Source organism: Pacificibacter marinus, assembly GCF_018860665.1.
GTDB lineage: Bacteria > Pseudomonadota > Alphaproteobacteria > Rhodobacterales > Rhodobacteraceae > Celeribacter > Celeribacter marinus_A.
The window spans coordinates 1-15,555 of the sequence record NZ_JAHKPK010000006.1 but is presented as its reverse complement, the minus strand read 5'-3'; the positions used below and the strand labels follow the sequence as shown (position 1 = coordinate 15,555).

13 protein-coding genes and 3 pseudogenes are annotated in these 15,555 nt (G+C 54.5%); 4 read left to right on the top strand and 12 right to left on the bottom strand.

Annotated elements, in window-relative coordinates:
• From KO497_RS01910 to KO497_RS01870, 9 genes and pseudogenes are all read right to left on the bottom strand, one after another.
• Window positions 1-374, bottom strand: a pseudogene (locus KO497_RS01910) (IS3 family transposase); the annotation flags it as partial.
• Window positions 375-513: 139 nt separating this feature from the next.
• Window positions 514-1,157 (bottom strand): annotated as a pseudogene (locus KO497_RS01905) (hypothetical protein); the annotation flags it as partial.
• 8 nt (window positions 1,158-1,165) lie between these two features.
• A complete protein-coding gene (locus KO497_RS01900) occupies window positions 1,166-2,062 on the bottom strand; it encodes a VOC family protein (protein ID WP_215942280.1) in 897 nt (298 codons plus the stop codon).
• 1 nt (window position 2,063) lies between these two features.
• Entirely contained in the window at window positions 2,064-2,897 is an 834-nt protein-coding gene (locus KO497_RS01895) for a fumarylacetoacetate hydrolase family protein (protein WP_215942279.1), read from the bottom strand.
• A gap of 27 nt (window positions 2,898-2,924) precedes the next feature.
• A complete protein-coding gene (locus tag KO497_RS01890; RefSeq protein ID WP_215942278.1) occupies window positions 2,925-4,475 on the bottom strand; it encodes a bifunctional 3-(3-hydroxy-phenyl)propionate/3-hydroxycinnamic acid hydroxylase in 1,551 nt (516 codons plus the stop codon).
• A 66-nt stretch (window positions 4,476-4,541) separates the two neighbouring features.
• Window positions 4,542-5,840, bottom strand: coding sequence for a TRAP transporter large permease (locus KO497_RS01885; RefSeq protein WP_215942277.1), 1,299 nt, complete (start codon window positions 5,838-5,840; stop codon window positions 4,542-4,544).
• A complete protein-coding gene (locus KO497_RS01880) occupies window positions 5,837-6,337 on the bottom strand; it encodes a TRAP transporter small permease (RefSeq protein WP_215942276.1) in 501 nt (166 codons plus the stop codon). Before KO497_RS01880 ends, KO497_RS01885 begins: the two co-directional genes overlap by 4 nt.
• A gap of 67 nt (window positions 6,338-6,404) precedes the next feature.
• Entirely contained in the window at window positions 6,405-7,397 is a 993-nt protein-coding gene (locus KO497_RS01875) for a TRAP transporter substrate-binding protein (protein WP_215942275.1), read from the bottom strand.
• Window positions 7,398-7,444: 47 nt separating this feature from the next.
• Window positions 7,445-8,242 carry a glutathione S-transferase family protein gene (locus KO497_RS01870; RefSeq protein WP_215942274.1) on the bottom strand — a complete coding sequence of 266 codons (798 nt, stop codon included), beginning with the start codon at window positions 8,240-8,242 and terminating at the stop codon, window positions 7,445-7,447.
• Between the two features lie 165 nt (window positions 8,243-8,407).
• On the opposite strand from KO497_RS01870, the gene KO497_RS01865 reads away from it, so the two are divergent.
• The 3 genes from KO497_RS01865 to KO497_RS01855 all read left to right on the top strand — a co-directional run bounded on the left by KO497_RS01865 (window position 8,408) and on the right by KO497_RS01855 (window position 11,543).
• Window positions 8,408-9,118 carry a GntR family transcriptional regulator gene (locus KO497_RS01865; RefSeq protein ID WP_215942273.1) on the top strand — a complete coding sequence of 237 codons (711 nt, stop codon included), beginning with the start codon at window positions 8,408-8,410 and terminating at the stop codon, window positions 9,116-9,118.
• A 150-nt stretch (window positions 9,119-9,268) separates the two neighbouring features.
• Complete coding sequence (locus tag KO497_RS01860) at window positions 9,269-10,336, top strand: amidohydrolase family protein (RefSeq protein WP_215942272.1); 1,068 nt, start codon at window positions 9,269-9,271, stop codon at window positions 10,334-10,336.
• A gap of 52 nt (window positions 10,337-10,388) precedes the next feature.
• Complete coding sequence (locus tag KO497_RS01855; protein WP_215942271.1) at window positions 10,389-11,543, top strand: alpha-hydroxy acid oxidase; 1,155 nt, start codon at window positions 10,389-10,391, stop codon at window positions 11,541-11,543.
• A 190-nt stretch (window positions 11,544-11,733) separates the two neighbouring features.
• Here KO497_RS01855 and KO497_RS01850 read toward each other — a convergent pair whose 3' ends face one another.
• The 3 genes and pseudogenes from KO497_RS01850 to KO497_RS01840 all read right to left on the bottom strand — a co-directional run bounded on the left by KO497_RS01850 (window position 11,734) and on the right by KO497_RS01840 (window position 14,126).
• Window positions 11,734-11,937 carry a hypothetical protein gene (locus KO497_RS01850; RefSeq protein ID WP_215942270.1) on the bottom strand — a complete coding sequence of 68 codons (204 nt, stop codon included), beginning with the start codon at window positions 11,935-11,937 and terminating at the stop codon, window positions 11,734-11,736.
• Window positions 11,933-12,433: pseudogene (locus KO497_RS01845) on the bottom strand (transposase); the annotation flags it as partial. The gene KO497_RS01850 and the pseudogene KO497_RS01845, both read right to left, overlap by 5 nt.
• A 190-nt stretch (window positions 12,434-12,623) precedes the next feature.
• Window positions 12,624-14,126 (bottom strand): Mob protein, encoded by a 1,503-nt coding sequence (locus KO497_RS01840; RefSeq protein WP_215942269.1) that lies wholly within the window; start codon window positions 14,124-14,126, stop codon window positions 12,624-12,626.
• 782 nt (window positions 14,127-14,908) lie between these two features.
• On the opposite strand from KO497_RS01840, the gene KO497_RS01835 reads away from it, so the two are divergent.
• The gene (locus KO497_RS01835; protein ID WP_215942268.1) at window positions 14,909-15,334 is read left to right on the top strand and encodes a hypothetical protein; all 426 of its coding nucleotides are present in this window, start codon (window positions 14,909-14,911) and stop codon (window positions 15,332-15,334) included.
• Window positions 15,335-15,555: the final 221 nt, after the last annotated feature.

The following is a 15,555-nucleotide window of genomic DNA, read 5'->3' as shown; positions in this document are numbered from 1 at the left end:
TGTGCCAGTCCATGATGGCCACCAGATAAAGGAAGCCGCGCCGCATCGGCAGATATGTGATGTCGGCGCACCCACTGCCCGGCAGCACATGTTTACATGTGCGAGAGGAGGACCTGATTGGGTCGATTTACCCGCAATCCACGCAGTAGATAGGGGTAAATCTTGTGACCCTTCGCGGCCTTGCTCGTGTTGGGCTTCTGATAGATCGGCATAAGACCCATCAGCCGCATCAGGCGACGGATACGTTTTTCATTCACAAGATGGTTCTCATTGCGCAGATGCCATGTCATCTGATGCACGCCGTAAAACGGGGTCTCAAGGAACGGCTTATCAATGACGCGCATCAGACCAAGGTTCATCTCACTCTCGCCCTTCAGCGCTTCCAACGCGACCTTTGCCTTAAGCTCTGGATGATGTTGCTTTCGTTTCGACATATCTGATCTCCTTCGTGTTGAAGATCAGCAGACTACAAATTGCAGCTTGCATCAGTGTCCAATTTTAGGGGGGAGCTCAGCATACAGGCTTTCCATAGATCCGCACAATCGCATCCAGCTCCCGTGCCACTCTCGCGCCGGAGATACTGGTGTCGGCCATCCGTTGCCCGGCAGACGATTTGGCAAAGCCAAATCTGCCGAGAGAGGGCACAGGTTCTCATGGGAGCAATCGTCGCTCACTGCCAGCATACGGAACTTACGAGATGCGCCAAACATGTCAGACACAAAATCCAACGACCACCGCTCGCCCGGGCGCAAAGCCACCGGCATCGGCGTTCGTGATCCACGTGCCCGCTTGCGCCCTCTTCGCCGCCTGACGCTCAGATTTTCCTCGATGTAGATACGATACAGCTTCGTGTGCCTTCTTGGGACATCGCTGCGCAATACCCTGTCAGGTGATAGTATCATAATCATGCCTTTGCGTTCCAACAGAACACCGATCCGGCGATAGCCAAATCAACGCCGCTTGCTGGCAATCGCTTTCATCTCTTCGCGAACTTCGAGGCCGCCATTGTACTCGAACCAATGGCGCTCAATGGCTCGCCGTCAGCTCTTTCCCAGCAAATCCTTCAACACGACGTTGTCGAGCATCGTGTCCGCCAGCAGACGCTTCAGCTTAGCGTTCTTGTCCTCCAGCGACTTAAGATGATGGGTAACAGAAAGACGTCTAATTAGAGAAACGGGATCGCCAGCTGCGCTTTCTTGCAGGCTTCCGTCTTAGATGGCGCAATACCCCACTGGTCTGTCCGACCTTGAGCCCACGTCCAGTCTTCAGGTCCGCCGACGCTGTAGGTGCTGTCGACCTGTAAAACCTCTGCCGTATGTTCAATGACCATTCCAAAGGGATCAATAAAGTAGAGGAACACATTGTCCCCAGGCCCATGGCGACCCGGTCCCCAGCCAATGTTGAAGCCAGCGTCACACATCCGCCCCGAGGCCTTCATAACAGCCTCCCAATCCGAATGATTGAAGGCAATATGGTTCAGCGTATCCACTTCGGCAATCGCGAGGACGATCGAGTGATGATCGGAATTGGTCCGCAAAAACCCCATCATTTTCGAGCGATCCGTCAGCACAAAACCCAACCCCTGTTCGAGGAAACGGATATCGGCCTCAAGATCGCAGGTGTTGATATTTACGTGCGCCAGCCGGTCGGGCATGTGTCGTCCCGCGTCTAAAATCGGCGCGACTTGGGCATCCCCTTGCACGACGCGGTAAAGCCGTTCCGACGGGTCACGCACTGCAAACCCCGTGCCGCCACCATGATCTTGCAGCACAGATATCTCGCCCTCGGCGGTTCCGCCAGCGGCCACCATGCGATCACGCAGAGCCGCAAGGTCAGTGCCAGCCGTAGCACGAAAGGTCATAGAAAGAACGCCAGTGGCCTCGCTCTGCGTCAAACGCAAGATATAGGGATCAGAACCACTCGCACGCAACCAGACAGATTCTGTATCGTGCGACGCCTCCTCCAGCCCCCAAATGTCGGTGTAGAAAGCAACGGCAGCAGCAAGATCGGGCGTCTCAACTTCGACGCTGCGCAGCCCTTCGAAGGGAAAATCATACGTCATGTCAACCCTCCGCCACGATCTTGCTGAGCAGGCTTCCCACGCCGTCGATCCGCACCTCGATCTCGTCGCCGGGCTTCATCCAAACTGGCGGCGTGCGCTTGGCGCCAACACCACCCGGCGTCCCAGTGGCAATCACGTCACCAGGCGACAAGGCTGTGAATTGCGAAACATAGGCAATGATCACAGGAATTGGAAAGAGCATGTGCGACACTGGCGCTTCTTGCATAATTTTGCCGTTCAAAATTGAGCGTACGACAACGGCATCTAGGTTTTCGATTTCGTCAGGCGTCACCAGTTCAGGGCCAAAAGGCGCGGTACCGGGGAAGTTTTTTCCGGGGATAAACTGATTGGTGTGCCATTGCCAATCGCGCAGGGACGCATCGTTAAAGCAGGCAAAACCAGCGACATGGCCCATCGCTTCAGTCTCGGAAATATTGCGTCCGCCCTTACCGATAACGACGGCCAGCTCTGCCTCGTAGTCTAGATTATCCGATACAGTCGGGCAGATTACAGGGTCATGCGCCCCGACAAGAGTATCCGCAAAACGCGTAAAAATCGAGGGATGCGCAACCGCAGCTCGGCCCGTTTCTTTACGGTGGTCTTCGTAGTTATGCCCAACGCAAAGGATCTTACTTGGATCTGGGATAACAGGCAGCAACTTAACCGATGACTTGGACAAACGCGGCGCTGGCCCGTCCATATTCAGTGCATCCTCAGCAATGGCTTGACGCAGACCTACAGGCGCGTTCGGAAGCGCTCCGAGATCGACAACATCGCTGCCCTCAACACGCCCCCATGAGGCACGGCCTTCATGTTCGAAACTGATAAAGCGCATTTTAATATTCCTTTCTTTTTACTACTCTCAGGAGCTGGCAACCTTGGTTGAGATGGACTGTCCGAGCCCCATGGCCCGTCCGAGACGGACAATTTCGTCACCCATTAGCGATGCGCTTGCGGAAACTGCCGCTGTATAGAAATCTGGCCGCACCAAAACGTGGTCCGCCTGATGCGCCTTAAACCAAGCGTCAAGATGGCCTTCGGGGTCTGACATGTCGCGGCTCACCACGACCTGCCTTGCTCCAAGCTGCGCCAAAACGGCTGTCGCCTCAGGCGTCACTGTCATCTCACTGCGCGAAAGCAGCACCCAGCCGCCTCCCGTCACGGAATCCAACAGCGTTCCGTCATCGCGAACAGCAGGGTTGATGAAACGCTCACCCGCGCCTTTGCCGGTGATACCTGACGCGATTGGTGCGATCAGATCGGCCGCGGTACGGATATCGCTCTGTGCTCGAACCCGTTCATCGCGCACCTGCGCCTCAACAGGATCAAGGACACAGATATACTGCCCCGCATCGATGGCCTTGCCGATGACATGTCGCACCTGTGCGTCGCGCTCAGGTTGATACGTGTCGAGCAATCTGGTGTCGGCTTCGCCCCCACTCACCAAGGCCAGTTTCCAAGCGAGATTTGCGACATCACGCATCCCATGGCACATACCCTGCCCAAAGAAAGGCGGCGTCTGATGCGCGGCATCCCCAGCTAGAAAGACAGGACCGACGCACCAATCTGTGGCCACAAGACCATGAAACCGGTAAGTGGCCGCGCGAATAATCCGGTGCGGCGCATTTTGCACCCAAGGTTCGACCAACGCAGCGACTGTTTCAGGCTGGGACATTTGAACGTCATCCTCACCGGGCAGCAACATGAATTCCCAACGTCTGTGATTGCCACGCCCCGGCACGATGGTCGCTGGACGTGACGGATCGCACATCATCACCGACAGTCGTTGCAGGTTTGCATTCTCAGGCACCCCCGTCAGGTCAGGGAAAGAAATAGGTCCATCAACCTCGGCATCAACCACAAGCCAAGGTTCCTCGAAGTTGAGATCATCCAGCTGCACACCGATCGCCTTGCGCACCATACTGCGGGCTCCATCCGTTCCCAGCACCCAGCGGGTTTGGATCGTCTCGTCCCCCAACGTCAGGCGCGCGCCCTCATCCATGATTTCAAGCCCCGTTACCTCTTGGCCTAAACGCAAGGTCACATTCGGATACCGTGTCAGACCTGCCCGCAGGACTTCTTCCAGCTCAGGTTGGTAAAAAAAGTAGTCATTGGCGTAACCAAAGGCGCGAGCCTTATCCACCGCACTCAGGTACCGGATCACCCCGTGATCAGCCCCGATATGCAAATGCCCGTCACCGGCCAGCAGTTTATCTTTAAAGGGCGCAAGTAAGTCCGCATCTTCCAACAGCCGCAGCATTTCGTGATCCACATGCACGGCACGCGGCAATGCATAGGGCGCCATATCACGTTCAAGCACCAACACGCGCAGACCTGCTTGGCCCAGAAGATTGGCAGCATAAGCACCTACCGGCCCGCAGCCGACGATTGTCACGTCCCATTCAAGTGTCATCTGTTGTCTCCGAAATTCTTTGATTTTCTGTGCGGCCACCAAGATCGGCAGCCGCGAAAGGCCTTGTTAATAAAGCACGTCGGGCAACCACAGTGCCAACTGCGGTACGGCAAAAAGCAGGATTACCAACAAAACTGGCGCGATCAAAAATGGCAGGATGCCGCGGTAAACCGTACCCATCGACAGCGTCGCGCATTGTGCTTTGATGATGAACAGGTTCATCCCGACGGGTGGTGTAATCAGACCCAGTTCGACCAGCACAGCCACCAGCACACCGAACCAAACAGGGTCAAACCCAAAGCCGGTCACGATAGGCAGAAAGACTGGCACCGTGATCAGCACCATTCCGATGCCTTCAAGAAAACAGCCCAAAATGATGAAGATTGCCACGATCAACCCCATCACCAATACCGGCGAAAGCTGGGCTGCCTGCGCCAGCGCCAAAAGGCTTTCTGGCAGTCGGGTTTGCACAACAAAATTGGCAAACATCGTTGCGCCGATGATGATCATGAAAAGCGCACAGGAAATGAGAACCGATGCCTGAACGGCACTGATAAACCCCTGCACCGTCAGCGTCCGGCGTAGAAAGCCAATGATCACCGCGCCAAACGCACCGATTGAGGCGGCCTCGTTTGGGCTGAAAACGCCAGCATAAATCCCGCCGATGGAGACGATAAAAACCAGCATAAACTGCCAAGGGCGCAAAAGTGCCAAAAAGCGCTGCGCCATAGAAACCTTTTCGGCATCCGGCGGTGGGCCAGCACGCCCCGCAAGCATGACCGAGATGGCCATATAGAGCAACATCAACACGATGCCTGGGATCATCGAAGCCGCAAACAATCGGGACACCGACGTCTCAGCGATCGACCCGTAAATCACAAGAATGATCGACGGTGGAATAAGAATGCCCAATGATCCGCCTGCCGCGATGGATGCTGCAGAATAGCCGTCTTTGTAGCCGGCTTTTTGCATCTCTGGCATGGCAATGCGGGTCATGCTTGCCGCCGTCGCCACCGACGAGCCACAGATCGCCCCGAAAGCGCCTGATGCAGCAATCGATGCGATAGAAAGCCCTCCGCGCACGCCGGTCGTGAAGACCCGCGCTGCTGCAAAGAGTTCGGCGGACATGCGAGACCCAGACGCCACCTCGCCCATCAGCACGAAGAGCGGGATCACTGAAAGCGCGTAATTCAAGGCCGTGTCGAAACTGCCGGTGCCTGCCAGCATTGTGGCCACAGGCAAACCGTTAAGCAAAATATTCCCAACGATACCGACCAAGGCCAGCGCCAACCACACGGGCTGACGTAGCATCAACAGCACAAACATCGCGCCGACACCGGTGAGGCCGAGAGTGAAAGCACTCATAGTTTTGTCTCCGAAATACTGATGGTCTCGGCTTGGTCATGGCTTTTGCCGATCAACCGCTGCAGCGCCACCCAGATGTTGCCAGCCAAGCCGACAAAAGCGATCGCCCAAAGCGTCCACTGAGGCACGCCAAGTTCAAGAGACCGATCCCCGTAAGTGTAAGCATCCCGTGCAGGCCCAAACATAGACCAGCCGAGGAACACAAAGAAAACGAGCGTCCCAAACGAGGCGATCCATTTCAAAAAACCAAGAGCGCGCGGGGGTAAAAAGGTGTCGATAAGATCAATCACGATTTCGCTGCGCTTTGCGACGACCGGTGCCATGCCGAAAAAGACCATGATCAGCAGGCTAAATCCAACCACGTCATATGCGCCTTGCACTGGCGTGTTGAAGGCAAAGCGCAAAACCACGTCGGACACCACGGTCAGCATCATCACAACAATGGCAAGCGAGGCAATATGATGGAAAAGTCGCGTCAAGCGATCCTGTGAAAGCATTACGCCCCCCTTTCATGAGCGGGTAGGAAGCCATACCCCCTACCCCTGTGAAGCTAGGACAGCCTAATCAGTGCGTGTAGGCCGAGAGGAATGCGGAACCGGGCGCGCCAGTCGCATCGACTTCGCTCACCATCGTATCCAAGATTGGCGCGAACTCAGTCTTGAGCGTGGTCATCTGATCATCCGAGAGCCCCACCATTTCGACGCCAGCTTCGATCATGTAATCGCGAGCTGCTGCCTCTCCCTCATCAAGCATCTTGCCAAAAGCCTCGGCACGGTCGGGGCCTGTGGTGTCATCGACGAGTTTCTTCAGCTCGGGACTCAAACCGTCATAGGTCGCTTGGTTCATCACCACCGCAAAGGCCGCTGAGGCCAAGCCTGGTTCAATCGAATAATCCAGCACGGGGCCAAGATCGAACGCTTTGGTCGCCTCGAATGGGAACGCGGTGGCATCCACGACCCGTTTGGACAGTGCGTCACCAGTTTCGGCGGGTTGCACAGGCACAGGGGATGCACCTAGAATCTCAATCATCTGCTGCCAAATTGTACCAGCGTAGCGCACGCGCATTCCCTCGAACGCAGACAGATCGGATGGATCTTTCGACGCCGTGTGCAGCTTAAGCGGCGGCGTGACCGCCATCCATAAGGCATGCGTGCCCTCAAGTTCGTCGGCCAAATATTCAGGTGCCAACTCCGTCAACCGCCGCGATGTCACGGCACTGATGCTGCCAGATGATGGGTAAGTTAGCGGCAGGCCCGCGAGTTCCGCCATCGGGAAACGTCCCGGCGTTGCTCCGCTTAGGACGACAGACACATCTGCAGCCCCTGTGCGTGCCAGATCGAATTGACGTGGTGCCGGTCCAAGTTGGCCAGAAGGGAACAGCTCGATGGTCAATTCACCATTGCTTTTCTCTGTCAGTTCCTCACCCCATTGCGTAAGCATCTGATTGAATGCGTGATTTGGCGGTAGAAACGTTGACACTTTAAGTGTTTCTGCGAAAGCCGCTGGGGCAACCCCAAGCAATAGCGCCGCCAAGCATAATGATTTCTTGATAGTCATTGTCTTCCTCCCATTTGATGATTTTTGACCGAAACCTCCCGTCCCGATCATGGCAATTTTAGCCACCGTTCCTCAAGGTCCAGCCAATAGTGTGCGCCGGATTGCCGCAAAGTTTCGCTGGCGACAGGATCGGCAAAAGCAGCGATGCCTGTTGCATAACTTTGCCGCGATTGCATCGCGCGCAGCCAACCGTCGATGGCAGGAAATTCAGTCAACCACAGGCCAGAAAAACCAAGCCGGTCGAGTCGATCAACATAAGCGATCAAAGCAACATCCACTTTAGAAAATGCCGCCCCCATCATCCAATCATGCGCCTCAAGCGCTGCTTGCATGTCTGTAAAGGCGCGGTGCAATATCAGCAGTGCCTGCGTCACGTGAACTGAGTCGAGCCCGCCTTCAAGCAGCGAAAGACGTTTCAGTCGCGACACTGGGTCCGGCATGCGCTCAAGATCCTGCGCGATTTGCTCTGATGTCTTTTTGGCTCGAATTCTATCCCGCGCGACGGTCGAAAAGGACAGTGTGTTGATCGCGGCATGAATATCCAGTGTACGCAGCATCCAATGAGCGGTTGTCACCTCTGCGACATCGCCTTTCGGTGACAGCTGCCCTGCCCCCATTTTACGATCTAGGTAATCAAGGATGAGACTCGACTCGACCACCACAAGCCCGTCATCAACAAGCGTCGGAACCACGGCTGACGGGTTAAGTTTCCGGTAATCAGGGTCGAACTGATCACCCCTTTGCAGGTCTAGAACAACGCTATCATAGCTAAGCCCAAGTTCAGCAAGACCGACACGCACCTTCTGAGAACATACGCTGGTTGAGCCGTGATAAAGTGTCAGCATCAGTCATCCTCCCTAGCCGCGAAACCAGCACCCTGTGCAATGCCGGCGGCCAATCACTGTGGAACAATGGGTAATATATATAAAATTGGTCGTCAATAAATAATATATATATTTACCTTTTCAGGGAATAATATATACAAGTAGCTGCGCAACGGAGGACATCAAATGGACGGCGACAGGACAGATCGTGATAGACTTAAGGCAAACAGCCTTGCAGATAGGCTTCACGACCAGCTTCGCACAGACATCCTAACGGGGCACCTCGCTCCGGGGCTGAAACTACAAATGAAGCTCCTCACAGAACGTTACGGCGCAGGACAAACGCCGCTGCGCGAGGCGCTCAATCGGCTGTCCTCAGAAGGGCTGGTCGATAGCCGCGTGCAGCGCGGTTTTTTCGTAAAGCCTGTCCATCTTGACGAATTACGTGAATTGACAAAGACGCGCTGCTGGCTGGAAACAATAGCCCTGCGTGAATCCATCGCGAATGCGACACCAGAGTGGGATGAAGAACTCATCATCGCACATCATCGGCTCACCCGCACCCCGCGCTCGCTCGATCCAGATACATTTGACAGCAATCCGGATTGGGAACCGCTACACCGTGACTTTCACAAGACGCTGATATCACGCTGCGGCTCGCGTCAATTGCTTGAATTTTGTGAACAATTGGCTGACCGGCTCTATCGTTATCGGATGCTGTCAATCCAAAAGGTTTTTACCACGCGGCATGTCCGCGATGAACATGCCACAATGTTGCAGCTTGCACTCGACCGTGACACGACGGGGGCCATCGCAGCACTGATGCACCATTACGAACAAACAGCCGCAGCCGTCCTTGTGGATTTGAAGCCAATAATGCACCAAGATCAGCCCTGATGAGGGCGCGAGTTGCAGCCCCCCATCACTGGGTTCTTTCCATATTAAATACGCGAACTGCATGAAACCGATTTTGGCATTTTCCAAAGCCTAACGCGCCCAAAACAAATATTTCTTTGCGCCCTCAGCGCATCACATTGGAACAAAGTCATGACCCACCAGCATCAAAATGGAATAGGCCATCATTGTGCACATGGCGCGATCGACATTCACAGCCACATAGTCCCGTCGACCTTTCCCAAATGGGCCAAAGGACCTGTGCCGTCTGGGTGGCCGAGCACCGAAAGTTCGGATTGCTGTCACCGCACAGTCGTCATCGACAGTCGCCCGTACCGCACCATCAGCGATGCCTGCTGGACGGCAGCGCGCCGCCTCGAAGACATGGATCGCAGTGGAATCGCAGTTCAGGCCTTGTCTCCGATGCCCGAGCTTTTCAGTTATTGGTTGGACTCGCATGTGGCGGCAGACCTGACCCGCTACATCAACGATGTCATTGCAACCATGGTGCATGAGGGGCGCGGCCGGTTTATTGGTCTTGGCGGGGTTCCCTTGCAGAACCTAGACTTGGCGGTGAAAGAACTACACCGTCTCAAACACGAGCTTGGTTTTGCAGGCATCGAAATCGGTAGCAATGTGAATGGCACCCCTATCGGCGACCCGAAGTTTGCCGAATTCTTCACAGAAGTGGCGCGGCTCGACTTGTCAGTCTTTGTACATGCAGTCCGTCCCACAGGTATGGACAGGCTCGTTGGCCCGCCTAACTTGCAGCAGGTCCTCGGGTATCCGAGCGATATAGGTCTTGCCGCAGCCTCCATCCTGACCGGCGGCTTGCTTCGTAAAACACCCGACCTGAGGATTGCCCTAAGCCATGGCGGCGGCACTTTTTCCGCTCTCCTTCCACGATTAGAACAAGGCTTTAACACCTTTCCTGCTGTGGCCGAAGCGCTTGAAACGTCACCCAGCATTCAGGCCCGCGCCCTCTTCGCCGACAGTTTGACGTTCGATAAAGAAATGTTGCGGCGCGTGGTCGAGGTTTTTGGCGATGATCGCGTGATGATCGGCACAGATTACCCGTTTAACTTTCGTGAAACTGACCCGGTGGGACGCCTTCACGACGCCTTTGAACAGGAATCTGTGCTTGAACGACTAACGTCCGGCAATGCACGGGCGTTCCTTGCACTCGACGGCTCTGTTGCACGCGATGGATCAGCTACGTGATTTGTCCAACAAGAAAACCTATGCAAGCTATACGGCACAAGGACAGCAGCCAATGATGACGAAACTTCTTTTGCCGCCTAAGGACCGCTATCCTCGGATCGAGGACCTTGCGAAACAGGCACGACGGCGGATCCCTGAATTCGCTTGGGCGTTTTTAGAACACGGCTCAGAACATGAACAGCGCCTTGCGAAAAATTTAACGGCCTTTCAAAAAATCGATCTGTCACCGCGCTATCTATCGCCAGAATCGAAAATCGATACCTCTGTCGACATTCATGGCACCCACTACGCGTACCCCTTTGGTATCGCTCCCGTCGGACTGGGTGATCTGATCTGGCCCGGCGCAGACCGCGCAATTGCTCAAGCGGCAGCGGCGCAAAATATTCCAATGGTGCTCAGCACGGTCGCGTCTCTTTCTATCGAAAATGCAGCGCAGTTGTCGCGCGGCAACCTATGGTTTCAACTCTACCCGACGGTGTCGCGCGAGATTAGCGATAACCTGCTTGATCGCGCAGACGCTGCTGGAATTCGCAATTTGGTGATCACAATCGATGTGCCAAGCCCCGCACGCCGCGAAACGGCACGCCGTGCAGGATTGCCTGCGGGCGGAAAGATCAGCGCGGCTTCAGCCCTGCAAACGGCGATGTGCCCCCGATACGCGCTAGAGGTTTTGCGCAAAGGCGTTCCAACCTTTGCAAACTTTGCGCGTTATGCACAAAAAGGATCTCAAAGCGTTGCCAGCCTGGTTCAAAGCGAGCTTGCCGCACGCTTTAGCCCCGCCGACATCGAGAGTCTGCGCGTGCGCTGGCCACACCGGATCACCATTAAGGGCATACTGACACCGGAAGATGCAGCTGGCGCATTGGATCTTGGTGCCGACGCCCTTTGGATGTCAAACCACGGTGGCCGCCAGAGTGACGCTCTGCCAACGCCAGTTGATTGCTTGCCTGAGGTTCGCGCAAGCGTGGGTGATACTGTGCCGATTTTCCTTGATAGCGGGGTCCGCAGTGGATTGGATTTGTTAAGAGCCATGTCGCGCGGGGCAGATTGCGTATTTTTGGGCCGACCGTTTTATTATGCTGTGGCAGCAATGGGTCCTAAAGGGGCAGCTCATGCCGTCGACATTCTGGCTAATGGACTTAGTCACTCCATGATCCAGCATTCAGCGGCGTACACCCGATACCAATCGCCCAGTATTCCATCTTGAATATTCCCTTATGTATCGGAAGTTTGCTATATTTATCCCGATCTGGCGTTTTGCAAGATACCGGATCGGGAAAGTGTAGGCCATTAGCTCCTTGTGGCGAGACCACGTAATCTAGGCCAGCGCCCCTTCAGGGCCGTCCTCACCCGCGCAGTTTGGCTTGAAGGGCTGACATTTTTCTATATTGCCATGCTTACAGATCAAGCCCGACCAGAAAAAATCTCTTTTTGACAATGGCATGGACACCCCAGTTTCCATCGGCGACCTGCATGATCCCGAAATCAACCCCGACAGACATGAGTGAATGCGCCTCGTCTTCTGTTAGACCTTTTGTGCCCATCAAAAATTTTCGCATCTTACGGAAAGCGTCTCGCATCGCATCGTCAATCGAAAGCACGCGGCGCATCATTTGGGTCAATGGCGCTGCGATCCCAATCTTCCTTAGGTGTGGAATTCTGTTTATTCGCGTCCGCTTCAATCAAACTGGCGTCGGCAGCAAGACGTTGGCCGCGGACCAAGCCATCCGCGACGCACCGTGCAACAGTCTTTTCGAACAAATGACGCAGTAGTGCGCACTCACGAAAGCGCCCATGCCGGTTCTTGGAAAAGGTCGAATGATTTGGCACTGGATCAGACAGATCGAGGCGACAGAACCGGCGATACGCTAAGTTCAGATGGACTTCTTCGCACAGCCGACGTTCGGATCGGATGTCAAAGCAATAGCCTACCAACAGCATGCGGATCAGCAGTTCCGGATCAATCGACAGGCGACCTGTATGGCTGTAAAACTCAGCTAGGTATTGTCGAATGTCATCCAGATCGACGAACCGATCAATCGACCGCAGCAGATGATCTTGCGGGACATGCTCTTCCAGAGAAAACTCATAAAACAGTGCCGCCTGTGCTTCCTGCTTCGGTCACATCATCACCAAATCTCCCGCTACCGTAGAGAAATTGAATCAGTCACAGGTCCTCAAATCAAGAAGAGTTTTTCAACAAAATTCGCCCATATTGCCCGAGTATCCTCTTCGATTGATGATGCCTAGCTTGAGGCAACGCACTGCCCAGCAAGCCAATCCCCCCCTACCCACCAAACCCCGGCGCATCATCATCGTCTTGCGGTTCTGGCGCGTCACTGTCCTGCTGGCGCTTCGTCAAGCGCACAACAAGGCCGACAAAGCCGATGACCAGCTTGCGGATTGGCGCAGAGACGTCATTGCGATCTGCCCCCTTCATACGCGCGATGATATCAGGCCAGCGCGGCAAGGAGAGCTTGCCGTTTTCAACCACGGCCTCGCCCGTTTCAACGGCTTCAAAAATCTCACTCATGGCGTCAACGGCCTCGGTCAGCTCTGCTTCACGATGGGCGATGCTGGCTTCTTTGTCAGCAAGCTCTGCAGCTTTGTCCTCACGTGCCTTCCTGTCTGCAAATTTAGCACGGCGGATGGCGGCATGCTCACGCTCCAAGACCTGCGCTGCGTCGGCGACGTCGGCCTTATGTGCCTTCTCCCGCTTGGCGATGTCAGCTTCAGCTGCCGCCAATTTATTGGCCCGCGCGGCAAGGTCTGCATCGATCACGGCATGCTCTGCACGCTGCGCTTCCAGCTGTGTCATGTCATCAGCCATGCGCTTGGCTTGCTTCTTTTCTGCCGTATGTTGTTTGGTCGATTTGCGCGCCAAACGCGGCCCGTGGCGCAACAACCCGCAGGGTTTGCCAATCGCTTCAAAATAATCATCCTGCATCTTAATGAGGGCCGTGCCATAGACTTTTTGAACCGATGAACGGCCACGTTTGCGGCGACTCTCTTTCAAATGCTCCTTATTTACCTCTTCCCACTCAAGCAGCAGTTTCGCATTTTCAGCCTCAACTTCTGCACAATCTGTCTCCCAAGCGCTCAGCGCCTTGCCATGCTTTTCATCATTCTTCTTTTGGGTGACGCGGTTTTTGGATGGGCGCGGTTTTTTAGGCTTACGAGGGCGCTTTGCCAGTTCAGGCTTTTCCAGCGACACAATCACATCAGATTCATGTGTCTCCCTGAAGGCTGCAGCCGCAGTTTTTGCCGCATGAAGCTTGTTTGCGTCGAGTTTAGGGTCCGGCGTATTCATCGCCAAAATGTGGATGTGAACATGCCCTTCATCGAGGTGAAGCACCGACGTATAATCGATGCCCTCAGGCATACGCGCTTTAAAATCAGCCAGCGCACGCCTCCCCCAATTCACAATTGTAGGAAGATGCTCGTCCATATTGGCAAGGTATTCTGCCGACGTCAAAGGATGGAAATGGATCTCAGTATAAAGCGTGGCGGCATCTTTGCGCAGCGCGCGTGTATAAGTGGTGCCAGTTTTACTGGTCACCGTCTCACGCATCTCAGCCAACATTTTCGCGCGCTTTGCCCTAAAATCTGCGATCGTAAGGGTGCCTGACAATTGTTGCGGAGGGCGGGGCATATCCACATGCTCAGAATAATACGGATCACGCTCAGCCTCGGCCTCAACTTGCGCCGCACTGTTGAATTGATGAGCTGCGCCTTTCACTGGTTTTGGTTGCTCGCTGTATGTCTCGGCATGGAAAAATTGATAACTCATAGTAAATTCCCTTGATGTTAATCTTTAGGAGTCTCCTATGTTTGGATTTTGCCAAATCCAGTGTTTGGCCGATGTGCCACGTCGTTTTCTGGGGATTACTCATTTTTTTACCCCCCTGACCCAAGGCAATCACGCGTCGCCACCACCCTCTTCATGCCGCGTCAACACACCAGCCCTCTTCTTTGAGCCCCTCCGTCCCCACCAAATGGCCGCTTATTTTTTTGATGATTTTCTGTGACAGACCTTGCTTGCAAGGTTTGTCAATTTTCATGCGCAGACCAAAGCTCTGCGCTCAAACTGGGCGTGGCAACACGCCGTAAAACCGTGCTTGTGGCACGGCAAAAACGCCAATCGAATGTATTGAATCGCGTGGCTCTAAGAACAGAGTTTTGGGACTTGTTTTGCGCAATATCATGCGCCTCGATCCCCAAAATGGTAGCTGGAAGGCTACCTATAAAGACAGACTGTAGGTAGCTTAAGCAACCTCATCTGCCCCTAACGCCGGGGAGGCGCTCCATCACCTATCGGTAATTGCGCGGATCATGCCTTGGGGGCCTGATCCTTGCTTTAACACACCCTGATGGGGTGCGGCTTGTGACACGGCAAACCCGTGCAGATTTAGTGCGCGCTACTCTGGCGGCGGCAGGTATCCCTTGTCGCGTAAATGATCAGTGAGCAGCTTTTCGACAAGGGAGGTCAACGAACGCTGATCCTCTGAGGCAGCGCGCTCTGCAGCTTCCTTCAATTCAGGCCGAATTCGCAGGTTGACCTGTGCCTTCTCAATGCTTCTGCCAACCCTTGCAGAATATGTCAGCGCCGAGCGTGATCTTGAGGATGTAGACTTCAGCTCAGACACAGCTTACGCAAATTGGCATATGGACGCCGAACGCGCCCAAGACCGCCTGATCGATGTTCTGCACGATCTGCGCACCCTGCCCGTCCAGACATCACAAGATGTTCCATTGCGCCGCATCGCAGTCTTCTTGCACGCAATGCGCACAAGCAATGCAGCAACGGCGCGCGCAATCCATCAACAGATGGAAGAATACTTTGAAGCACAGCTTGAACGGCCCCACACGACGACAACCAAGCTGCAGCGCACTTTGTTGATGCAGTGGGCACGCCCCCACATCGCAGCCTTTGCGGCTTTGCCTGTCTTTGAGGGCGAGCCCGACGATGAGATCGAAGTCTTCGAGCGTCTCGCCTAAAACGATCAATCAATTGCGAGAGGGCCAGTGGCAACGCGACTGGCCTTCTTGGCGTCTATCCGCAGGGTTAGTAAAAATCCGGATTTTTTCCAGCTTTTTAATATTTGATTTTTTATAGCTATTTTTATGCATCAACAGTGAAGCAAAATTTTTGATAAAGTTTTTCGACACGACAGTTATCCACAACATTCCGACATTCAGCGCATAGTTTCAGTCGCTTA